Here is a 19,870-nt window from a genome sequence, read left to right on the forward strand (position 1 = left end):
GACCGCACTGCTGCAGCCCAACCCGGGTTCAGCCCACGCAGTCATTGCACGCTACCAAAACAATCCCGGATCGGAAGACCATGAGCCACATTCCTCCCAGCCGCTACGACAAATTCCCTACTGTTGCTGTTCCCGGCAGTCCAAGGGCGTGGTCCGGGCAGGATGTCTGGCGGGAAATCGCAGACAACGCAAAAGACACCATCGTGGTGGATACCTACCCGGGCGTGAAGCTGGACGAGCTCCTGGAATTCATCGCTGAAGCAATACCAACGCACCGGGTCCTGAATGTTGAAGAACTGGCAGCGCGCCCCATCGCAGAGATCGACTCCCTGATCGCGGCCAACCTCACGGACGACCGCGTCTTCGGCGTCATCAGCCACCACACCCTCACCGACTTTTACGACGTCGAAAGGCTGGCCGACCTCGGGCGCCAGGTAGCGGCGTCGGACGCTCCCGTTGTCCTGGTGGGCTGGGGAGCGGCACTGGTGCCGCTTCGGGAGCGGACACTGGTCCTGGCGGACATGGCGCGCTGGGAGCTGCAGCAGCGGCAGCGGGCGGGTGCCCCGAACTGGCGCTGCCACAACACCAACGAGGACAACCTGCGCAAGTACAAGCGGAGTTTCTTTGTGGAGTGGCGCGTGGCGGACCGGCATAAGCGGCAACTGTTTCCCGCGGTCGACTATGTTCTGGACACCAACCGCAGCGTCGCCGAGGCAAGGCTGATCACCGGGGATACGTTCCACCAGGGGATGGCGGCCGCCGCTGCCGCGCCGTTCCGCGTGGTGCCGTTCTTTGACCCGGGCGTGTGGGGCGGGCAGTGGATGAAAAAGGTGATCGGCCTGGACGCCGGGGCGGACAACTACGCCTGGTGCTTCGACTGCGTGCCGGAGGAAAACAGCATCCTGCTCGACGTCGGCGGGGACATCGTGGAGCTGCCGTCCGTGGATGTGGTGTTCACACAGCCCTCGGCGCTCTTGGGGCCGCAGACTTATGCACGGTTCGGCGCCGAGTTCCCCATCCGCTTCGACTTCCTGGACACCATGGGCGGCGGCAACCTGTCCCTGCAGGTCCACCCGCTTACCGACTACATCCAGGACCGCTTCGGCATGCACTACACCCAGGATGAGAGCTACTACATCCTTGACGCCGGCCCGGACGCCGTGGTCTATCTGGGACTGAAATCGGGTACGGATCCTGAGGCCATGGTGGGGGCGTTGAGGGAAGCGTCCGACGGCGGAATGCACTTCCCGGCAGAGGATTACGTTAACGCCTTCCCGGCTAAGAAGCATGACCATTTCTCCATCCCTGCCGGCACGGTCCATGCCTCCGGTGCCAACTCGATGGTGCTGGAGATCTCGGCGACGCCGTACATCTTCACCTTCAAGATGTGGGACTGGGACCGCGTGGGCCTGGATGGCCGGCCGCGTCCCATTCACGTGGAGCACGCCAGCCGCAACATCCAGTGGGACCGCAATACGGAGTGGGCCCACGAGCAGCTGCTGGACCAGGTGGAGGAGCTGGGCTCCGGGCCGGGCTGGACCGAGGAACGCACCGGGCTGCACGAACTGGAATTCATCGAGGTCCGGCGGCACTGGTTCACGGACGTGGTGGAACACCACACCCACGGCACCGTGAACGTCCTGAACCTCGTTGAGGGCGCCGAAGCGGTGGTGGAAAGCCCGTCCGGCAGTTTCGCCCCGTTTGTGGTCAGCTACGCCGAAACGTTCATCATTCCCGCTGCGGTTGGCCCTTATACGATCCGGCCGCACGGCGCCGGGGCAGGCCAGAAGCTGGCGACGGTCAAAGCCTCCGTGCGCGGGACCGAAACCGCGCTGCCGGCGAGGGTGGCGGGGGCGGCGGCCGCGGGTTCACGGCTCGCCGGTGGTTAAGAGTGGCTGGCGGCACGCTGTGCCCAGAAGGCGGCGCCGACCAGTCCTGCCTCCTCGGTCCGCTCCGCCTTCCGGATAGGGAGCGTTGCCAGCACTGGTGCCACGGCTGCCAGGCCTTTCCGGATGGCCGGTTCCACGATGTCCCATGACTCCGCCATGGAGCCGCCGACGATCAGGACTTCCGCGCCGAACCGCTCGAGGTATGGCCCCGCGGCTTCGCCGGCTGCGGCGAAAGCGTCGCCAAGCACCGCGGCGGCCAGGGCATCACCGGCCCGGCAGGCCTCGGCGATCTCGCGCACGTCCGGAGCGCCGGCGTCGTGATCTGTCATTGCCGCATCGGTGCCGGCCGTGTCGTCAGTGACGGCGGCATCTCGTCTGACGGCGGCGTCTTGTCTGACAGCGGCCGTGGCTGCGGCGTAGGCGCGGCGGATCGCCCGGCGCGACACGGTGTCCTCGAGCGGGCGGCCGCGGAATTGCAGGAGGTAGCAGTGCCCGTCGGGCGGAACGTCGGCTCCGGTCTTGACGGGGACGCCGTCGGCCAGGAAGACCGAGCCAACGCCCGTCCCGAGGGTGATGCACACAGCCCGGCGGCTCCCGCCCGCGGCACCCAGGACGTATTCGCCGATCCCGAAGGCGTCGGCGTCGTTGAGGAAGGTGATGCTGCGGGGCTCCCGGCTCAGCCTCTGCGCCAGGCCGGCGCGGACATCCACGCCCTGCAGCTGGTCGAACTTGCCGACGTGCTCGTACCGGGCTATCCCGGTGAGGTAGTCGAACGGACCGGGCAGTGCCACGCCCCACCGGCCGTTGTGGGCTTGGCCGGGCGGGTTTGCGGTGGTGGCGACGGCGTCTAGAGAGTTTGCGGCGGCGGCGACGGCGTCGAGCAGGGAAGCCGCGGACGCATGCGCGTCAAGGTCGCGGCGGACAAGGCTGTCCGGCACAACCTGCCAGCCACCTTCCCCAGCGCCCTGAACCAAGGCAGCGGTGACGTGCGTGCCGCCGATCTCCAGCACGGGCGTGGGCAGTCCATGGTCTTTCAATTTCAGCCGCCCAACAGAAGGCCGGCAAGGTTCACCCGACGTTGTTCCCGGGATGAAAGGGCGGCGGCCTCAACCAGGGCCTGCACGTAGAGGGCCCGCTCCACGTCCACTGTCACGGCTGAGCCCAGCCGGACGGCGTCGGCAAACTCGCGGCGGAGCACCGGCCAGCATTCCGCGTGGTCCATCCCTTCGGTGGTGTAGTCCAGGCTGCCGGCCGCTGAATACAGGCTGAGCGTGGTCCTGGCCGCCGGCAACCGCACAGAACCGGAGAGGGAAGCCTGCCCGGTGGCACCGCCGCTGTGGAAAGTGGTCAGGGCTGAATACTCCTTGCTGCCCTCGGCGCGGACGGCTTCGACCGGCCCGGCGGCGAGGTCCATCAGGTCCAGCAGGTGCGGGCCCAGATCGTACAGCGCGCCGAACTCGTCACGCCAGCCTGGAGCCCCGAGAGCGCCTTGGCCGGACTGGCCGGACTGGCCGGACTGGCCGGCCTCCTGGGCACTGCGGGCGCTGTCCACAAAGCCGCCGGCCAGGAACCCGCCGTGCAGGTAGGTCCCGGTCGCGCCCAGCACGGCGCCCTGGCTGCACAGTTCCGCCGCGGCCGCGAGGAAGCTGCGGGTCCGCTGGTGGTAGCGCTTGGTCAGGACGACGGCGTTTGCCACACCGTTGCGGAGGACAGCATCGGCTACCGCGGTTGCCTGCTGAAGGGAAGCGCCCAGCGGCTTCTCAAGCAGCAGGGCCAGCCCGGCGTCGGCCGCCCGGGGAGCGAGAACGGCCTGGACCGGGGGTGGCACCGCGAAATCCACTGCTTCGCAGGACGCCAGGAGCTCCTCGAACGACCCGAAGGCTGGCACCCCATGCTCAGCCGCCAGGGCCGCGGCGCTGCTGCCGCCGGCGGACCAGATCCCGGCAAGCTGGGTCTCGGCACCTGCGCTGTGCAGGGGTGCGTGCATGGTGGCGGCCCACTGTCCTGCGCCCACCAGTCCCACCTTCACGGGCGGATATCCGGCAGGGGATTGCCTCGGGGAGGCGTCGGAGAGCATGTGATGAAGATACTGCAGATTATGCCTAACGTCTATACACAAGTGGGCTAGCGGTTGTGCTAATGTCGGTTACATCACTATCTGATCCGCCCCACCCCCTTCGCATACACCAAAGGACCGTCCGAAAGTGTCCCGTTTCCTCCGCATCGCGGCGCCGCGCAGCGTCTCTGTGATCGACCAGCCGTCCGTTCCGCTCGAAGCCGGCCAGGCCCGGGTACGGACCATCTATTCCGGCATTTCAGCGGGCACCGAGCTCACTGCCTACCGCGGCACCAACCCGTACCTGACCTCAATCTGGGATCCCGAGTCACGGCTTTTCGGGCCCGGGACTGAAGCCCTCGGCTATCCCCTGGATGCCTGGGGCTACTCGGAAGTGGGCGAAGTGGTGGAGGTGGCACCGCCGAACGGACAGGCTGCCGGGCAAGGCACAGCGAACCCCGGGGCGGGCGCTCCCGCGGCTGGCGCTCCGGTCCAGGTGGGCGACATCGTCTGGGGTATCTGGGGCCACCGCGACGAGGGCATCCTGGCCGCGGAATCCCTGCGCGGCCACGTGCTGCCGGAGGGAATGGATCCGCTGGCCGGGGCTTTCGTCCGTGTCGGCGCGATCGCCCTCAGCGCCGTGCTGGCCGCAGACCTTGGTCCCGGCTCCACCGTCGCCATCTTCGGCCAGGGCGTCATCGGCCTGCTCGCCACCCGCTTCGCGGTGCTTAACGGTGCGAAGGTGATCGCCGTGGACGGGATCCCGTCCCGCCGCCGTCGTGCGCTCGAATGGGGCGCCCTCCACGCCCTCACTCCGGCTCCTCAACTGGCCGGGGACATCCGCCGGATCACCGGCGGCGCCGGCGTTGACGTGGCCATCGAACTCAGCGGCAACTACAAGGCGCTCCACGAAGCCACCCGCGCGGTGGGCGCCGACGGGACTGTCATCGCCGCCGGCTTCTACCAGGGCGAGGCAGCCGGTGTCCGGTTCGGCGAGGAGTTCCACCACAACCGCGTGCAGGTCCTCGCCTCCCAGATCGGTTCCGTCCCCAACCGGCTCCGCTCCCGCTGGACCGTGCCGCGGCTGCAGCAGACCGTCGTCGACCACCTCGCCGACGGACGCGTGAACGCGCCCGCGCTGGTGACCCACACCTTTTCCCTGGCAGATGCTGCCAAAGCCTATGAACTCCTGGACACGGACCCGGAGTCCGCGCTCCAGGTTGTATTGGAGTTCCCATGACCCTCATTACCGTCCAGGAGCAGCACCTGCCGGGCACCAGCCTGGAAGAAAAATTCGAACACGCCCTGGCCTGGGGCTTCGACGGAATCGAACTGCGTTCCGCCGGCGACCTGCAGTTCAAGGCGCGCCTGCCCGAACTCCGCCGGGCCCGGAACGCCGGCGTCGTGATGCCCACCGCGTGCGTGGACATGCCGCACTTCGTCGGTGCGTTCGATGACGCACTGCGGAAGGACGCCGTCGTCCAACTGAAGTCGCAGCTGAGCGTAATGGCCGAAATCGACGGCAGTGGCGTGATGACACCTGCCTCCTACGGCATGTTCTCCAAGCGGCTGCCGCCCTTCATCCCGCCCCGCACCGGTGAGGAGGACACCGCCGTCCTGGTTGAAGCGTTCACCGAACTTGGCGAGCACGCTGCCGCAGAAGGCCTGGAAATCTACCTGGAGCCGCTGAACCGGTACGAGGACCACATGATCAACACCCTCGCCGACGGCGTGCGGCTGCTCAAACTTGTGGGCCTGGATTCAGTGCGCCTGGCGCCGGACACGTATCACATGAACATCGAGGAAAGTGATCCTGCCGCGGCCATCCAGGACGCCGCCGGCTACATCGGCCACGTCCAGGCCAGCGATTCGAACCGCCTGGAACCCGGTGCCGGAAACATCGACTGGGCACTGTTCGGCGCCACCCTGAAATCCATCGGCTACCAGGGGACCGTCGCCCTCGAGTCCCGGCTGTCAGGTCCGGCCGAGGACGTCCTTCCGCGGGTGCCGTCCCTCCTGGGGCGGTACCTGTGACTCCCGACGGCGGCACTCCGGACGGCGGCACTCCCGTGACGGCGGCGCAGATCGCCGCACGTTCCACGGCGGTTCTTGAGGCCAACTGGCGCAAGACCCACACTGTCCCCGCTGCCGGCCTGTACCCGCACCAGTGGAGCTGGGATTCGTCCTTCATCGCCATGGGGCTGCGCCGGATCTCGCCCCGCCGCGCCGGCCAGGAAATGGACGCGCTCTTCGCCGGGCAGTGGGATGACGGCAGGCTGCCGCAGATCATCTTCGATCCGCACCGGGACCAGGACTATTCACCCGGAGCGTCGTTCTGGCAGTCGCCGGGCATTCCCGGATCACCGAAGCATGCGGAAACCGCCGGCCTGGTGCAGCCGCCCAACCACGCCTGGGCCGTCTGGAAAATCCACCAGGCCGACCCCGCCGAATCCCGTCGCCGGTCCTTCCTGGAGCGGAACTATCCCAAGCTCGTGCACTGGCACGAATACCTCTCCGGCCGCCGGGACCGCGGCGGCTCCGGGCTGGCCTGCATCGTGCACCCGTGGGAGTCCGGCACGGACAATTCGCCGCTGTGGGACACCGTGATGACGCGGATCCCGGCAGACTGCAAGACGGTCCTGGACCGCCCGGACCTCCAGCATGCCGACGCGGGGGAGCGGCCCAGCCAGAAGGAGTATGGCAAGTACTTCTGGATGGCTGAACGCTACCGGGACCACGGCTGCGACGACTCCGACCCCGATTACCCCTTCCTGCTGGAAGACCCCATGTTCAACACCCTCCTCGCGGTCTCCGAGCTGGCGCTGGCGGAGATTGCCGCCGAACTGGGGCTGCCCCATGAAGCGCACCGGGAGCGGGCGGCGCGGGTCACCAAAGCCTTGGAGGCCCTGTACGTGCCGGAACTGGGCTGCTACTCGGCCCGGGACGTCACCGACGGAACCGTGGTCCGGAAAGCAACCATCAACGGCCTTATCCCGTTGCTGCTGCCGGAACAGGCCCACACCGCCGAGCTGCTGGAAACCCTCAACGGTCCCCGCTTCATGGACGGCCGGGCCCTGATGGTGCCCAGTTACGACGCCACGGCGGAGGACCACAACCCGGCCCTCTACTGGCGCGGCCCGGCCTGGTTCAACATGTCCTGGATGGTGTCCGAGGCGCTGGAGCGGCTGGGCCGCACTGCGCAGGCGGAGTTCCTCCGCGGCAACATCGGCAGGCTCGCGGCGCGGCACGGCTTCCCCGAATACGTTGACCCCTGGACCGGAACGGCGCACGGCACACGCAGCTTCAGCTGGACCGCCGCCCTCGCCCTCGAAACCACCTACCACCGGAGCACACCATGACCGCGATCGCACCCCCGTCAGCAGTCTCGGTCCTGGTGGCCCATGGGGCGATGATGCGCGGTGCCGCCGACGGCAGCGTCGGCCGCACCGACGCACCCGCCCAGGGCACCGAAGGCCTTTACGTGGCGGACACCCGGCTCCTGTCGCGCTGGATCCTGGAGATCAACGACTCCACGTTCTGGGACGTGGGCAGCGTCCGCGAACCGGGCCGCCGCAACACCGCCCTCAGCCCGGCCGCCCGGCGGAACCAGACGCACGATCTGTTCGTGTTCCGTACCCAGGAGCTCGACGCCGCCGGCCTCACCGAAACCCTGCGCATCCGGAACCTCGGGCTGGAGACCATCAGCGCCCGGCTGGTGCTGCGTGCCGGCACCGACTTCGCGGACCAGTTCACCGTCCGCACCGACGGCCGGGTCTTCGATCTCAGCGGCGCCGCCAGCAGCCTGGACGTGCTCGACGACGGCTCGCAGGCGTTCCACTACACGCACACTTTCCGGGGCCGCACCTATGAGGCCGGCGTCCGCCTTTCGGCGAGCATCCCGCCGGTGGTACGCCGCGAACCGGCCAACCGCGAATCCGACGACGGGCGCTTCGTCGGCGCCGTGCTGTCCTGGGAACTGCCGGTGAGGCCGGGGGAGACGCAGGCCCTGACCATCTCAGCCGTTTCCACCAGTGCGCAGGCACAGCAGCCGGTTCCCGCCGCCGTCGTGCGTTCAGGCAATGGTTCGACCGATGACGGGCTGACGGCCCTGGCGCGCCAGAGCCTCAAGGACCTCGATTCGCTGCTGATGCCCTGCCCCGTCAAGCCCGAGCTGATCATTCCCGCGGCGGGCCTGCCCTGGTTCCTGACGCTGTTCGGCCGCGATTCCCTCCTGACGTGCATGCTGACGCGGAAGGAGAGCCCGCAGCTGCTGGGCGACGTCCTCCGCGCACTGGCCGCAACCCAGGGCACCGTGGATGACCCGGCCCGCGTTGAGCAGCCCGGGAAGATCGTCCACGAGGTGCGGATCAGCGAACTCGCCCAGCTGGGCGCCGTTCCCTACGGACGCTACTACGGCACGGTTGATTCCACGCCGCTGTTCCTGATGGCGCTGGGACACGTGGAGGACGCCACGCTCATCAAGGATATGGAGCAGCCGGCCCGCGCCGCCGTCGGGTGGATTCTCGGCGACGGCGGCCTGCGGGACACCGGTTTCCTGCGCTACACACCGGATCCCGCCGGGCTCCTCCACCAGGGCTGGAAGGATTCGTTCGATGCCGTGGCGGGGGCCGACGGAAGCCAGCCGGAGGGTGCAATTGCCCTCGCGGAAGTGCAGGGCTACGCTTGGCGCGGCCTGCGGGAATGTGCCCGCCTGGCAGAGGAGCATTGGGGCGACCAGGCCTGGGCCGACACGCTTTACGGGCTTGCGGACGGACTGAAAACCCGCTTCCGGGATGCTTTCTGGATGGCGGACCGGAACTTCCCCGCCCTTGCTGTGGATGGCGCAGGACGCCAGGTTGAAGCGCTCGCCTCCAATGCCGGGCACCTGCTGTGGGCCGGGATCCTCGACCCGGCCGACGCCCGTGCAGTGGCCACCCGGCTGCTCCAGGACGACTTTTTCACCGGCTGGGGGATCCGCACCCTCGCCGAAGGCCAGCACTATTACCACCCGATGTCCTATCACAACGGCTCGGTGTGGCCGCATGACACCATGCTCGCCGCCGAAGGAATGGCAGCGTACGGGCTGACGGACCAGGCCCGGACCGTTGCCGAGGCCATCCGCGACGCCGCCGCCCACTTCGGCAACACCCTGCCGGAGCTGTTCGGCGGATTCTCCCGGACGGATTTCCCGGTTCCGGTCAGGTACCACCACGCGGGATCCCCGCAGGCGTGGGCAGCTGCCGCCGGCCTGACCGCCGGCCGCCTCTCGTAGTCCCGGGTTACGCTGGCATGAGCAGCTACCCAGGAGATTCCCGATGACTGAAATCACAGTCCGCCACAACCCGGCGCGCGAGCGCTTCGACGTGCTCGTGGCCGGAAACGCAATTGGCAAGGCGGCGTACAAGTCGTACGACGGCGGCGGCTCACCCCAGCGGATTTTCTACCACACGGTGATCAACGAGGAATACGGCGGCCAGGGCCTTGCCGGGAAGCTCGCCGCGGCGGCCTTGGACGACACCGTGGCAGCAGGCCTGGGGATTGTGCCGGTGTGCCCGTACATCAAGAAGTACCTGGCCAAGCACCCGGAGTACGCGGCCAGCACAGCGGCCGTCACTCCGGCGCATCTGCAGTTCCTGGAGGACGCGTTGGCTGCCCGGGCTTCCAAAGCCTAAGGGCCTCGGGGGTTCACGAAGTCGCAGTCGGGCGGCCGTGTGCACCAGACTGTTTCCGTGAGCAACAATCCACGGACCGGCCTGGCAGTGGCCGGCCTCAGCCTGGGCACGGCACTGAACCCGCTGAATTCGTCCATGATCGCCGTGGCGCTGGTGGTGCTGCGCGCGGATTTCGGGCTCGACGTCGCCACGGTCACCTGGGTGGTCACGTCCTTCTATCTGAGCTCCGCCGCCGGCCAGCCGCTGATGGGCCGGCTCGCTGACCGGTTCGGGCCGCGGCGGATGTTCATGCTCGGGATGGCGCTGGTGGCCGTGACCTGTGCGCTGGCGCCGTTTTCGCCGAACTTCGCGTTGCTGTGCGTGGCTCGTGCCGTGATGGCGCTTGGCACTGCCACGGCCTACCCCAGTGCGGTGGTGATGGTGGGTGCCATAGTTCACCGGTCCAGGCTGGAGTCGGCCCGGCCGCTGGGCAGGATCCAGATGGCCAACACCTCCGCGGCAGCGGTGGGGCCGGTGCTCGGCGGGCTGCTGGTGGGTTTCGTGGGCTGGGAGGCGCTGTTCCTGGTCAACGTCCCGCTGTCCCTGGCGGCGCTGCTGATCGTCAGGCAGACAGCGCCCGCGGATGAGGCCAGGGAACGCGGACGTTTCGCCGAGCTGCTGCGCGACTCGGACATCCCCGGCATCCTGGCTTTCGTCAGTTCCCTGCTGCTGGTGATGATGGCCCTGCTGGACGTCGCGCCGGGCTACCGCTGGTACCTGCTGGGGGCAGGAACCGTGGTGGCCGCGCTGTTCGCCTGGCGGGAGCTCCGCTTCAGCCCGCCGTTCCTGGACCTGCGCCTCCTGGGCCGCAACCGGCCGCTCATGCTCGTGTACGTGGGATTCGCCGTGTTCAACGGCGTCTACTACTTCGTGTTCTTTGGCCTGCCGCAGCTGCTGCAGGAAGCCGGCGGCTACGATCCCGGCCTGGTGGGCCTGCTGATGCTGCCCATGGCGACCCTGTCCGTTCTGGCGACGCCGTGGGCTGTCCGGGCCATGGGCCGGTTCGGCGTGCGGCGGGTGATGATTGCCGGCGTCGTACTTCTCACGGGGGCGGCCGCCCTCATGTGGCTCCTCACCGCCTCACTGGCCATCCCGCTGGTCCTGGCCCTTACGGCGCTGATCGGCATCCCGTACGGGGTGGTGAGCATCGCGTCGAACCAGGGCATGTACGTCTCCACGCTGCCTCAGGAACGCGGCGTGGCCGCGGGCATCTTCCAGACCTGCCGCTATGTGGGTGCGATCACCGCCACCGTCCTGATCGGCGTGTTCGCCGGCAGCGGCGTGGACCAGGAGAGCTGGGGGCTGATGGTGCTGGCCATGCTGGTGCTCAGCGCGGTGGTGTTCGGCGTGACCTTGCTGTGGCGGGAGCGGGCGGACTAGCGTTCCTCCGCCTCCCCCGCCTCCCGCGCGTGCTGAAAGCTACAGCTGCGCGGGGTTTAGCGGCCGGGGAACAATCGGCTGGTCGTTGGCCGTCAGGTCGATGCCCAGGTCCTTGGCGAAGACGAGCCGTGTGTCCTTGTAGATGCCGGGGCGGTTCTCATCCAGTTCAAAGACACGCGCACCGCGAAGGCGGTTGCGCTCAGGACCGGACAGCCCGTAGGCGCCGAATCCGGTGCCGGGTGCGTAGCCGAGCTGCACGCCGTAGTAGTTGCCCACATAGGTGTTCACGTGGTCGTGGCCCACGAAGTAGCCGCGGACGTCGCCCCGCTCAAGGAAGGCGCTGAACAGGCCTGAGTTGATGGGGCCGGGGCACTCGTCCTCGTTCCGTTCGCCCACGATGCTGTGCTTCGTGAGGGCACGGGCGTGGTCGGCATCCGTCCGAGAGTCGAGGCTGGCGAACCACATGTTGCGGTGCTCGTGGAGCGCTATATGGCCCCACATGAGGGACGGGATCTTCTTGCCGTACTTCTGCTCCGTAGCAATGGACGTGTTGCGGTACCAGGTGACCTGGTCCATGCGTACCCAGTCCCAGTCGGGGTAGCCCTGGAAGTCCTGTCCGTCGATGGTGTCCGGAGCATCCGGGCCTCGGTCATGCCGGTCCGGGCCACCGAATCCTCGTCGTGGTTGCCGAACGTGACCGCCCAGGGGATCTTCCGGCTTTCCATCGGCTGGACCACGTGGTTCAGCGCCTGCTTGACCTCCAGCTCTGAGTCGCAGCCGCCGTTGATCACGTCACCGTTGATCACCACGAAGTCGGGCTTTTCCGCGTCCAGGGTCTTGTCCATGAGTTCGATGGTGCGGCGATCGGTCTGCTCGTCGTCCTGGGTGTCGTTGAACTGGACCACCTTGAATCCGCCGTCCGGACGAAAGGCGAGGGTGGGCTTGGGTACCTTTGTTCCCGGGGCTGCATTGCCCGCCACGCCGGAGGCAACGGTGAGCCCGAGCGCTCCAAGGGTTCCGGCCGCGGCGAGGGCCGCCCGCCTGCTCAGTTTGGTCTGGTGGATTCCGGTAGTCATTGCTGCCTCTCGTCGCTCTGGCGGCCGTGGTTCAGGCCGCCGCTCAGGCGAGCGTAGAAGAGCGAAGCGTCCCTCCTTGAAACAGCCGGTGAACGGCGGATGCGGGACATGTTGTTTGAACCCGGGCGAGCCTATGATGGCCGCATGTCACCTTACGAAGTAACGCGCAGCGCCCTCATTCCCGCACCGGCGGAAGCAGTCTTTCCGCTGGTCAACAGCTTTCACGAGTGGACCAAGTGGTCCCCGTGGGAGGCCGTCGACCCCACCATGGACCGCACCTATTCCGGCAACGACGCCGGCATCGGGGCAAAGTACGCCTGGAGCGGCAACCGCAAGGCAGGCAGCGGCAACATGGAGATTGTCGAGTCTGATTTTCCGCGGAGCATCAGTGTGCGGCTCGAATTCACCAAGCCCTTCAAAGCCGTCAATCCCACCACATTCACGTTTACACCGGCCGACGGCGGCACACGGGTGACGTGGCGGATGACCGGCGAAAATAAGGGACTCGCGAAGGTCTTCGCCCTGTTCATGAACATGGACAAGATGGTCGGAACAGACTTCGAGCGCGGGCTTGCCTCCCTGTCATCCGCTGCGAAGGCGAACAAAGCCTGACCCCCCCGCGCGGGACGGCGCGTCCGGAGCTTAGCTGCTGAGGATCTGCTCGCGCAGGATGTCCGCGTGCCCGCAGTGCTGGGCCAGTTCGCGCAGCATGTGAAGGTACACCCAGCGCAGGGGAAGCGGGCCGCGGCGGTTGCCGGGCAGCTCGTCGTCGAGCATCAGCTGGGACGTGGCCCTGCGGGACGCGTCGCAGGCCCGCTCGTGTGCCGCCTGGACGGTCGCGATGGTGTCACCGTCCGTGAGGATGAACGACTCATCGGGGGTGGCCGGGATGCCGATCTCGGCGCGGGACCGGCAGGTGATGGCCTCATTGAACCAGACCTTTTCCACGAAAATGGCGTGTTTGACCAGGCCCAGAAGCGTGGTCCGGGATGGCACCAGCTGCCGCCGCGCCTGGTCCTCGGTCAGGCCGTCCAGGCAGGCGTTAAGCATGTTCCGGTGGTCATCGAGGAAGGCCTCGAACTGGGCGCGGGCAGGCTCATGGATGACGGTTTCGGCCAGCGGGGCGGGGTGGGCAGGCATGGACGAAGTATTCCATGGCCATCGCCGCGGCCCGAGCCTATGGTGGATCCATGGCTGATACTTTTTCGTTCCTGGTGGAAGCAATGAAGAACGTCGGCGTGTCCAAGGCCTACGGCCAACCCCGGCAGGTGGGCGGGGAAGAAGTCATTCCGGTTGCCCTCGTTTCCTTCGGTTTTGGTGGCGGCAATGATGCCGAGGGCGGTTCATCCGGCGGAGGGGGAGGCGGCATGGTGCTGCCGCTGGGTGTCTACCGCGACGCCGGCGGGCACGCGGTGTTCCGGCCCAACACCATCGTCATGCTGGCGTGCCTGGTGCCGGTCATCTCGGTGATCGGCTCCGCTGTCCGCCGTTCAATCCGTGCAGCCCGGTCCTAGCGGCATTCAAAGGAAGGAACCTGGCATGGGACTGATCCACATTGACCTGTTCACCACGCTCGACGGCGTCGCGCAGGCGCCCGGCGGTCCGGACGAGGATCCTGAAGGCGGGTTCACGTTTGGCGGCTGGCAGGCGCCGCTCATAGACGAGGTGGTGGGCGAGCAGATCGACGCCGGGATGGCGGGGATGGACGCGCTGCTGCTGGGCCGCCGGACCTACGACATCTTTGCCGGATACTGGCCGCACGCCCGCGGGGACATCGCAGAGCTGTTCAACCGGCTCCCGAAATACGTTGCCTCGCGCCGGACGCCCACCCTCGAGTGGGCAGGGTCCACGCTGCTCGGTCCTGATGTCATCGCTTCCGTCCGCGAACTGCGTGAACGGCACGAGAACATCCATGTCATCGGCAGCCTCGACTTCGTGCAGACCCTCTTTGCGGAGCGGCTCTTCGACCGGCTCACCTTATGGGTGCATCCGATCCTCCTCGGCAGCGGAAAGAAGGTCTTCGCCGGAGGGGTGGTCCCGACCAACCTGAGGCTAATCGAGCCGGTCATCGCCTCACCGAAGGGAGCGGTTCTGCAGCGCTATGCGCTCGCCGAGGGCACGCCCGGCGTCGGCGACATGTCAGCCGTCGACCAGCAGGGCTAGGGCTTCCTTACCGCTCGGCGCCCGCCCTGTTCGAAACGGTTCCTAGCTTGAGTGGCGGCGGGTGCGGGCCTGCCGCACCAGCCGGATGAACGCAAAGATGAAGATGGCCTCGATCACGGCCATGAGGGCGAGGAGCAGCCACTCGCCCTGGGCAATAAACACCACGGCACCGGTGATGACAAGCGTTGTTCCCAGGACCAGTGCGTAGACGGCGAACCCGATGGCAACTTTCGCGCTGCGCACGCCGGTCCGGAAGCCGAAGCCCACTGGCTCCCCGCCCGGGTAGCCCTCAACACGGTCCGGAGCTGCGGGCTTGAGCCGGTCGAACTCCTCCCACGGGTCCCGGTCCTGATCCTGATAGGTCATGGTTCCATTATCCCGCTGTGGGGCCGCCCCACTGATGGTTCCGGCGCATAGAGTGTGGACAGCATGACCCGTCGCGAAGAATCGGCCGGGACACAGGACCTGCTAAGGGGCAGCCATGGCTCACGCCGAAAATGAAACAACCATCAACCGCACGGCTGAGGACGTTTACGCCTTCCTCGCGGACGGTTTGAACAACCCGGCATGGCGTTCAGGGGTGCAGGCCATCTCCCTGAAAAGCGGTTCAGCAGGGGCCCTTGGTGCCGTCTACAGCCAGACCCTGTCCGGTCCGGGCGGCCGGCCACTCGCGGGCGACTACGAGATCACCGCAGCCGAGCCCGGCAGGCGGCTCGCCTTCCAGGTGGTGGCCGGTCCGGCGCGGCCCAAGGGTGAGTACTTCCTTAGCCAGGTCGACGGCGGGACGAGGGTCCGCTTCAGCCTGGACCTTGAGCCCAAGGGCCTGATGAAGATAGATAGTGGGTCCCCTCATCTCCCGCACCATGGAGGCCGAAGTGGCGCAGCTCGCGAAGCTTAAGGCCGTCCTCGAGGCTGCTTAAGGCAGGAGCGGCCGCCGCCTCGCAGGCTAGAGCAAGCGTGCGAGGGACCGCCCGGCGGTCCGGCCGGTGAAAATACAGCCGCCCAGGAAGGTGCCTTCGAGGGCGTTGTAGCCGTGCGCCCCGCCTCCGCCGAACCCTGCTGCCTCGCCGGCCGCGTAGAGGCCGGGGATGCGGGAACCGTCCTTGGCGAAGGCCTGCCCCGTGAGGTCGGTCTGGATGCCGCCCAGCGTTTTGCGGGTGACGATGTGCAGTTTCACGGCGATCAGCGGTCCGGCAGCGGGGTCCAGGATCCTGTGCGGCTTCACGGTTCGGAAGAGCCTGTCCCCGAGGAAGCGGCGGCTGTTGCGGATGCCCATGACCTGCACGTCTTTGGTGTAGGGGTTCCTGATTTCCGCATCGCGTTCGGTGACCTGCCGGTGGATTTCCGCGACGTCGAGCAGCGGTTCCGCGGTGAGGCCGTTCATCCCGCGCACCAGATCCGCCAGGTTGTCTGCCACAACGAAGTCGGCGCCGTGTTCCTTGAACGCCTCGATGGGAGCCGCTGCACCGCGGCCCAGCCGGGTCCGGAGCAGCAGTTTCATGTCCCGGTTGGTGATGTCGGGGTTCTGCTCCGAGCCCGAGAGCGCGAACTCCTTCTCGATGATCCTCTGGTTGAGGATGAACCAGGAGTGGTCATGGCGCTGGAGGTCACGCGTGCTCCGCAGCAGACTCAGGGTGCCCAGGGTGTCGTAACCGGGCAGGGCTGGGGTGGGAAGCCGGCGGCCCAGGGCGTCGAACCACATCGACGACGGCCCGGGCAGGATCCGGATGGCGTGGTCCGGCCAGATGGGGTTCCAGTTCTTGATTCCCTCGGTGTAGTGCCACATGCGGTCGCGGTTCACCAGCCGGACGCCGGAACCGTCGGCTATGTCCAGCATGCGGCCGTCGACGTGCCGGGGGACCCCCGTGATCATGGTGTTCGGGGCTGTGCCAAGACGCTCCGGCCACCACCTGCGCACCTGTTCGTGGTTGCCGCCGATCCCGCCGCTGGCGATGATCACAGCCTGGGCACGCAGCTCAAACTCCCCAACAGCATCCCGGTTCGAGGACACTCCGCGCGGCGACGGATCCGCTGCGAGGACCGTGCCGCGCACGCCGGTGACGGTGCCGCCGTCGACCGTTAATCCGTCCGCCTGGTGGCGGAAGTAGAACCGGACCTGGCCGGTTTCAGCCGCCGCACGGGCCTTGTTGGCGAACGGTTCGGAGATCCCGGTGCCGGTGCCCCACGGGACGTGGAACCGGGGCACGGAGTTGCCGTGACCGCCCGCCCTGCCGTCGCCGCGTTCCGCCCAGCCCACCAGCGGGGTGAATCTGATGCCCTGTTCCTGCAGCCAGGAGCGTTTCTCGCCCGCCGCGAACTCGACATAGGCCCGGCCCCACTGGCGGGCCCACTCGTCCTCCGGATGCTCACCCGTGAGCCGGTCCCATTGCGCGGAGCCCTGCCAGTCCTGCCAGGCAAGGTCAAACGAATCACGGACCCCCAGCCTGCGCTGCATGGGGCTGTTGACCAGGAACATGCCGCCGAGGGACCAGAACGCCTGGCCGCCCAGGTTGGCCGGGTTCTCTTGGTCAATGACGGCCACCCGCTTGCCGGCCCGGACCAGCTCGTTGCATGCCACCAGCCCGGCCAGCCCGCCGCCGATGATGATGACGTCCGCGTCCATCCCGTACCTGCCAGTCAGTTTGTGCCCCCGGTGAAGTATCAACATAAACATGGCTCGGGGCGAATGGCCCTCGGCACCGCGGGCAATCGTGGGTACGGTAGCCACATGCAGAAAATATCGATCGAAGCCCTCGCCCGCCAGCAGATCGCGGCCGCTGTGGCCGCGCCCAGCGGACGCGCCGCAGACACAGCCTTCGGCGGGCACGAAAAGAAGCTCCGCCAGACTGTGATGGCCTTCCGGGCAGGGACGCAGCTGAGCGAACACCAGAACCCCGGCGAAGCCACGGTCCTGGTACTGAAGGGCACCGTCTGGCTGAAGGCCGGCACCGAAGCCTGGCAGGGCAAGGCGGGGGATCTGCTGATCGTGCCGAACGGGCTGCACAGCCTCAAAGCTGACGAGGATTCTGCTGTCCTTTTCACTGTGGTCAAGACCGACCGGTAGCGGTCACTCTGCCGGATGCCGCCGTCGTGATTTCCGACCGGACTGTGCGCCTACCCCGGCGGGACCTGCAGGAATACAATCGCTGCATGGGTGCCGTTGACGATTCCCTGGCCGGACTGCCTGAACCGAACCGCGGCTGCCTGCAACGGGTGATCCAGATCGCCCGGACGGTGGTGCCTGAGGCTGAGGAGGGCATGAGCTACGGGATGCCTGCCCTGAGGTTTGAGGGCAAGCCCCTGCTCGGCGTCACGGCAGCAGCCAAGCACCTCTCGGTCTTTCCGTTTTCGCCCGCGGTGATTGACGCCGTCGCGGACCGGCTGGAGGGGTATTCGCTGTCCAAGGGGACCATCCGCTTCACCCCGGAGCATCCCCTGCCCGAGGACGTGCTCGAAGAAATAGTCAGGCTGCGCCGGGCCGAGATCCTGAAGTAGGGCTCCCGGAATGCCCGCTGGACGGCGCAAGGAATCCCCTATTTCGGTCTGCCCCGGATCGTTCCATAATGGCCACATAAGCTTCGGGGACCCTCGCGCCAATGATGGCTGGCGGGGCGTCGCAGAGTCCCAGGTAGCCGCCCCGGCACTTGGCGCATGGGACGGCCACGCGGGCCGCGCAGGGAAGTTCCGGACCGCACCAGGGGGAGAGCACCGCCATCAATGCGAAAGCAATGCACAGAAGGAAATCAACATGCTCAAGGATTCAGCGCTTATGGCTGTCCTTCCCGCGAAGGACATCAACAGGGCAAAGGATTTCTACCGGGACAAGCTGGGCCTGGAACCCTCCGAATCCATGGAGGACGGCCTCCTCTACCGCGGCAGCGACGGAACGGGCTTCCTGATTTACGAGACAGAGAATGCAGGGACCGCCAAGAACACCCAGATGGGCTGGCTCACCGACAACCTTGAACGCGAGATGGAGGAATTGAGGGCAAAAGGAGTCACTTTTGAGGAGTACGACCTGCCCGGCCTGAAGACGGAGAACGGCGTCGTCGACAACACCTGGGGCAAGGGAGCCTGGTTCCTGGACAGCGAGGGGAACATCCTCAGCCTCTCGCAGCGGACCTAGCCTCCGGCCGATACGCCCGTGCGGGCAACGTGCCCGCACGGGGTTAACCCGGGGTAGGGGACGCATGGGCGCCTTTGAATATTCAGAGTGGATCAAGGCCCCGCCGGAGGATGTCTGGCGGGCCTACGTCGACCCGTCCCGCCTGCCCGAGTGGCAGACCGGCTCGCCTGTCATCGCAGATATTCAGGGTCCCGCAGACCGGCCGGGCTCCACCTACACCTCGACCCGCAAGCCCGGGACCGCCCGCACCACGGTGCTGTCGGCAGATCCTCCGCACCGGATTGTCACCAGTACCGTGGCCTACTTTGGGCTGAAGTTCGACGTCGACAGCAGGCTTCAGCCCGAACAGGACGGCACTTTGCTGCGCGTCCGGGCCGAGACGCACTGGCCCCGCGGGCTCGGCCTGGTGGGCAGGCTGGTGGAGCGCGCCATCCTCAGCGGATCGGAGGCCCGGAAGGAACTCGCCAACTTCAAAGCCCTCGTGGAGCGGGAGGCCGGGGAGCCTCCCGTCCACCCTTTGCACTGACAAGGTTGTGCAGCAGCAGGCGCAATACATGCGGGCCGGGGCTAGCATGGGGCTCACCGACAACGCCTAGCACCGCACAGCGAGGGGACCCGATGAAATCCAACGAACTGCTGCTGGATGCCTTCGGCCGGATCCGCGAGACCGTGGAAGCCGTGCTGGAAGGGGTCGACGACGACGCGATGGTCCGCCGGCCGGGCGGCACCGGAAATTCGATCACGTGGCTGGTCTGGCATCTCAGCCGGGTAGAGGACGCGCAGGTGGCCTCCGCCGCCGGCCTGGAACAGGTGTGGACCGCCCAGGACTTTGTGGGGCGGTTCGACCTGCCGCTGTCCAGGCGTGACACCGGCTACGGCCACACGGCGGACCAGGTGGACTCGGTCCGGGCCCGTCCGGAGCTGCTGGTGGAGTACTACAATGCCGTCCACCGGCAGACCGCCGGCTTTCTGGAGACTGTTGCGGACGCTGATCTGGACCGCGTCGTTGACGAAAGCTGGGACCCGCCGGTGACCCTCGGTGTGCGCCTGGTCAGCACTCTTGCTGACTGCCTCCAGCACGTGGGGCAGGCCGCGTATGCCAAGGGCCTGAAGCCGGAAAGAAGCGGCAAACCTTTGACCGGCAAGGCCGAGGCGGTCCTGCATGACGGGACCACCATTCCGCTCACCATCAGAGGAGACGGCCCGGCCATCCTCCTGCCGGTCAGCCTCGCCCCGCACACCGCGGCGGAGGCGGAGACGCTGCGCCAGTGGGGCGGGGACCCCGACCTGGGGCCCAACCTCATCGAGGGATTGGCCGGGACGAACCTGGTGATCGCGGCCGACTACGAAGCCCACCGGATGGCGCACCCGGCGCCGGATACGCTCACCCCTGAAAACATCGCAGCTGACCTGCTGGCCATTGCCGACGCCGCCGGTGCCGAAACCTTCGCCTACTACGGCTACTCCTG

At 67.3% G+C, this 19,870-nt stretch carries 22 protein-coding genes and 1 pseudogene; 16 read left to right on the forward strand and 7 right to left on the reverse strand.

Going from position 1 to position 19,870, the window contains the following annotated elements; translation table 11 throughout:
• Positions 1-80: 80 nt before the first annotated feature.
• The gene (locus ABIA70_RS06505) at positions 81-1,889 is read left to right on the forward strand and encodes a class I mannose-6-phosphate isomerase (RefSeq protein WP_354146777.1); all 1,809 of its coding nucleotides are present in this window, start codon (positions 81-83) and stop codon (positions 1,887-1,889) included.
• On the opposite strand, the gene ABIA70_RS06510 is transcribed toward ABIA70_RS06505, so the two are convergent.
• Together ABIA70_RS06510 and ABIA70_RS06515 are read right to left on the reverse strand one after the other, a co-directional pair.
• Positions 1,886-2,926: an ROK family protein gene (locus ABIA70_RS06510; protein WP_354146778.1), complete on the reverse strand. Its 1,041-nt coding sequence runs from the start codon at positions 2,924-2,926 to the stop codon at positions 1,886-1,888. The two genes, ABIA70_RS06505 and ABIA70_RS06510, sit on opposite strands and share 4 nt — an antisense overlap.
• A 2-nt stretch (positions 2,927-2,928) precedes the next feature.
• Positions 2,929-3,966: a Gfo/Idh/MocA family protein gene (locus ABIA70_RS06515; RefSeq protein WP_354146779.1), complete on the reverse strand. Its 1,038-nt coding sequence runs from the start codon at positions 3,964-3,966 to the stop codon at positions 2,929-2,931.
• A gap of 127 nt (positions 3,967-4,093) precedes the next feature.
• Between ABIA70_RS06515 and ABIA70_RS06520 the strand changes: the two genes are divergently transcribed.
• Genes ABIA70_RS06520 through ABIA70_RS06545 form a run of 6 tightly spaced genes read left to right on the forward strand, consistent with a single transcriptional unit; the run spans position 4,094 to position 11,036 of the window.
• On the forward strand, positions 4,094-5,185 hold the full coding sequence (locus ABIA70_RS06520) for a zinc-dependent alcohol dehydrogenase (RefSeq protein WP_354146780.1): 1,092 nt from the start codon (positions 4,094-4,096) through the stop codon (positions 5,183-5,185).
• Positions 5,182-5,979 (forward strand): sugar phosphate isomerase/epimerase family protein, encoded by a 798-nt coding sequence (locus ABIA70_RS06525; protein WP_354146781.1) that lies wholly within the window; start codon positions 5,182-5,184, stop codon positions 5,977-5,979. Before ABIA70_RS06520 ends, ABIA70_RS06525 begins: the two co-directional genes overlap by 4 nt.
• Positions 5,976-7,304 carry an MGH1-like glycoside hydrolase domain-containing protein gene (locus ABIA70_RS06530; protein WP_354146782.1) on the forward strand — a complete coding sequence of 443 codons (1,329 nt, stop codon included), beginning with the start codon at positions 5,976-5,978 and terminating at the stop codon, positions 7,302-7,304. The genes ABIA70_RS06525 and ABIA70_RS06530 overlap by 4 nt, the downstream gene beginning before the upstream one ends.
• Entirely contained in the window at positions 7,301-9,217 is a 1,917-nt protein-coding gene (locus ABIA70_RS06535; RefSeq protein ID WP_354146783.1) for a glycogen debranching N-terminal domain-containing protein, read from the forward strand. Before ABIA70_RS06530 ends, ABIA70_RS06535 begins: the two co-directional genes overlap by 4 nt.
• A gap of 43 nt (positions 9,218-9,260) precedes the next feature.
• Entirely contained in the window at positions 9,261-9,617 is a 357-nt protein-coding gene (locus tag ABIA70_RS06540) for a GNAT family N-acetyltransferase (protein WP_354146784.1), read from the forward strand.
• 57 nt (positions 9,618-9,674) lie between these two features.
• Positions 9,675-11,036, forward strand: coding sequence for an MFS transporter (locus ABIA70_RS06545; protein WP_354146785.1), 1,362 nt, complete (start codon positions 9,675-9,677; stop codon positions 11,034-11,036).
• 39 nt (positions 11,037-11,075) lie between these two features.
• Here ABIA70_RS06545 and ABIA70_RS06550 read toward each other — a convergent pair whose 3' ends face one another.
• Both ABIA70_RS06550 and ABIA70_RS06555 read right to left on the reverse strand, forming a co-directional pair.
• Positions 11,076-11,537, reverse strand: coding sequence for a metallophosphoesterase family protein (locus tag ABIA70_RS06550; RefSeq protein ID WP_354146786.1), 462 nt, complete (start codon positions 11,535-11,537; stop codon positions 11,076-11,078).
• On the reverse strand, positions 11,522-12,112 hold the full coding sequence (locus ABIA70_RS06555) for a metallophosphoesterase (RefSeq protein WP_354146787.1): 591 nt from the start codon (positions 12,110-12,112) through the stop codon (positions 11,522-11,524). Before ABIA70_RS06555 ends, ABIA70_RS06550 begins: the two co-directional genes overlap by 16 nt.
• Positions 12,113-12,256: 144 nt before the next feature.
• Between ABIA70_RS06555 and ABIA70_RS06560 the strand changes: the two genes are divergently transcribed.
• Positions 12,257-12,724 (forward strand): SRPBCC family protein, encoded by a 468-nt coding sequence (locus ABIA70_RS06560; RefSeq protein ID WP_354146788.1) that lies wholly within the window; start codon positions 12,257-12,259, stop codon positions 12,722-12,724.
• A gap of 30 nt (positions 12,725-12,754) precedes the next feature.
• Here ABIA70_RS06560 and ABIA70_RS06565 read toward each other — a convergent pair whose 3' ends face one another.
• Positions 12,755-13,252 (reverse strand): DinB family protein, encoded by a 498-nt coding sequence (locus ABIA70_RS06565; RefSeq protein ID WP_354146789.1) that lies wholly within the window; start codon positions 13,250-13,252, stop codon positions 12,755-12,757.
• A 50-nt stretch (positions 13,253-13,302) separates the two neighbouring features.
• Between ABIA70_RS06565 and ABIA70_RS06570 the strand changes: the two genes are divergently transcribed.
• A complete protein-coding gene (locus tag ABIA70_RS06570) occupies positions 13,303-13,626 on the forward strand; it encodes a hypothetical protein (RefSeq protein ID WP_354146790.1) in 324 nt (107 codons plus the stop codon).
• Positions 13,627-13,651: 25 nt separating this feature from the next.
• Positions 13,652-14,275, forward strand: coding sequence for a dihydrofolate reductase family protein (locus ABIA70_RS06575; protein ID WP_354146791.1), 624 nt, complete (start codon positions 13,652-13,654; stop codon positions 14,273-14,275).
• A 42-nt stretch (positions 14,276-14,317) separates the two neighbouring features.
• On the opposite strand, the gene ABIA70_RS06580 is transcribed toward ABIA70_RS06575, so the two are convergent.
• The gene (locus ABIA70_RS06580; RefSeq protein WP_354146792.1) at positions 14,318-14,641 is read right to left on the reverse strand and encodes a hypothetical protein; all 324 of its coding nucleotides are present in this window, start codon (positions 14,639-14,641) and stop codon (positions 14,318-14,320) included.
• A gap of 115 nt (positions 14,642-14,756) precedes the next feature.
• On the opposite strand from ABIA70_RS06580, the gene ABIA70_RS06585 reads away from it, so the two are divergent.
• Positions 14,757-15,173: an SRPBCC family protein gene (locus ABIA70_RS06585; protein WP_354146793.1), complete on the forward strand. Its 417-nt coding sequence runs from the start codon at positions 14,757-14,759 to the stop codon at positions 15,171-15,173.
• A 48-nt stretch (positions 15,174-15,221) separates the two neighbouring features.
• On the opposite strand, the gene ABIA70_RS06590 is transcribed toward ABIA70_RS06585, so the two are convergent.
• Positions 15,222-16,898 carry an FAD-binding dehydrogenase gene (locus ABIA70_RS06590; RefSeq protein ID WP_354147326.1) on the reverse strand — a complete coding sequence of 559 codons (1,677 nt, stop codon included), beginning with the start codon at positions 16,896-16,898 and terminating at the stop codon, positions 15,222-15,224.
• Positions 16,899-17,003: 105 nt separating this feature from the next.
• Between ABIA70_RS06590 and ABIA70_RS06595 the strand changes: the two genes are divergently transcribed.
• The 5 genes and pseudogenes from ABIA70_RS06595 to ABIA70_RS06615 all read left to right on the forward strand — a co-directional run.
• The gene (locus ABIA70_RS06595) at positions 17,004-17,339 is read left to right on the forward strand and encodes a cupin domain-containing protein (RefSeq protein ID WP_354146794.1); all 336 of its coding nucleotides are present in this window, start codon (positions 17,004-17,006) and stop codon (positions 17,337-17,339) included.
• Positions 17,340-17,425: 86 nt separating this feature from the next.
• The gene (locus ABIA70_RS06600) at positions 17,426-17,770 is read left to right on the forward strand and encodes an iron chaperone (RefSeq protein WP_354146795.1); all 345 of its coding nucleotides are present in this window, start codon (positions 17,426-17,428) and stop codon (positions 17,768-17,770) included.
• A gap of 253 nt (positions 17,771-18,023) precedes the next feature.
• Positions 18,024-18,401, forward strand: a complete 378-nt coding sequence (locus tag ABIA70_RS06605; RefSeq protein WP_354146796.1) for a VOC family protein — start codon at positions 18,024-18,026, stop codon at positions 18,399-18,401.
• A gap of 64 nt (positions 18,402-18,465) precedes the next feature.
• On the forward strand, positions 18,466-18,927 hold the full coding sequence (locus ABIA70_RS06610) for an SRPBCC family protein (protein ID WP_354146797.1): 462 nt from the start codon (positions 18,466-18,468) through the stop codon (positions 18,925-18,927).
• Between the two features lie 92 nt (positions 18,928-19,019).
• A pseudogene (locus ABIA70_RS06615) lies at positions 19,020-19,514 on the forward strand (mycothiol transferase); the annotation flags it as partial.
• Between the last annotated feature and the right edge of the window lie 356 nt (positions 19,515-19,870).

It is taken from the genome of Arthrobacter sp. 754 (genome assembly GCF_040548695.1).
Taxonomy (GTDB): Bacteria; Actinomycetota; Actinomycetes; order Actinomycetales; family Micrococcaceae; genus Arthrobacter.

Excerpts from the sequence above, each read along its gene's own strand:
- ABIA70_RS06550 (WP_354146786.1), bottom strand. The coding sequence starts at position 11,537 with ATGTGGGGCCATATAGCGCTCCACGAGCACCGCAACATGTGGTTCGCC.
- ABIA70_RS06570 (WP_354146790.1), top strand. The coding sequence starts at position 13,303 with ATGGCTGATACTTTTTCGTTCCTGGTGGAAGCAATGAAGAACGTCGGC.
- ABIA70_RS06595 (WP_354146794.1), top strand. The coding sequence starts at position 17,004 with ATGCAGAAAATATCGATCGAAGCCCTCGCCCGCCAGCAGATCGCGGCC.
- ABIA70_RS06535 (WP_354146783.1), top strand. The coding sequence starts at position 7,301 with ATGACCGCGATCGCACCCCCGTCAGCAGTCTCGGTCCTGGTGGCCCAT.
- ABIA70_RS06555 (WP_354146787.1), bottom strand. The coding sequence starts at position 12,112 with ATGACTACCGGAATCCACCAGACCAAACTGAGCAGGCGGGCGGCCCTC.
- ABIA70_RS06580 (WP_354146792.1), bottom strand. The coding sequence starts at position 14,641 with ATGACCTATCAGGATCAGGACCGGGACCCGTGGGAGGAGTTCGACCGG.
- ABIA70_RS06585 (WP_354146793.1), top strand. The coding sequence starts at position 14,757 with ATGGCTCACGCCGAAAATGAAACAACCATCAACCGCACGGCTGAGGAC.
- ABIA70_RS06525 (WP_354146781.1), top strand. The coding sequence starts at position 5,182 with ATGACCCTCATTACCGTCCAGGAGCAGCACCTGCCGGGCACCAGCCTG.
- ABIA70_RS06515 (WP_354146779.1), bottom strand. The coding sequence starts at position 3,966 with ATGCTCTCCGACGCCTCCCCGAGGCAATCCCCTGCCGGATATCCGCCC.
- ABIA70_RS06590 (WP_354147326.1), bottom strand. The coding sequence starts at position 16,898 with ATGGACGCGGACGTCATCATCATCGGCGGCGGGCTGGCCGGGCTGGTG.
- ABIA70_RS06605 (WP_354146796.1), top strand. The coding sequence starts at position 18,024 with ATGCTCAAGGATTCAGCGCTTATGGCTGTCCTTCCCGCGAAGGACATC.
- ABIA70_RS06565 (WP_354146789.1), bottom strand. The coding sequence starts at position 13,252 with ATGCCTGCCCACCCCGCCCCGCTGGCCGAAACCGTCATCCATGAGCCT.
- ABIA70_RS06505 (WP_354146777.1), top strand. The coding sequence starts at position 81 with ATGAGCCACATTCCTCCCAGCCGCTACGACAAATTCCCTACTGTTGCT.
- ABIA70_RS06610 (WP_354146797.1), top strand. The coding sequence starts at position 18,466 with ATGGGCGCCTTTGAATATTCAGAGTGGATCAAGGCCCCGCCGGAGGAT.
- ABIA70_RS06575 (WP_354146791.1), top strand. The coding sequence starts at position 13,652 with ATGGGACTGATCCACATTGACCTGTTCACCACGCTCGACGGCGTCGCG.
- ABIA70_RS06540 (WP_354146784.1), top strand. The coding sequence starts at position 9,261 with ATGACTGAAATCACAGTCCGCCACAACCCGGCGCGCGAGCGCTTCGAC.
- ABIA70_RS06560 (WP_354146788.1), top strand. The coding sequence starts at position 12,257 with ATGTCACCTTACGAAGTAACGCGCAGCGCCCTCATTCCCGCACCGGCG.
- ABIA70_RS06600 (WP_354146795.1), top strand. The coding sequence starts at position 17,426 with ATGGGTGCCGTTGACGATTCCCTGGCCGGACTGCCTGAACCGAACCGC.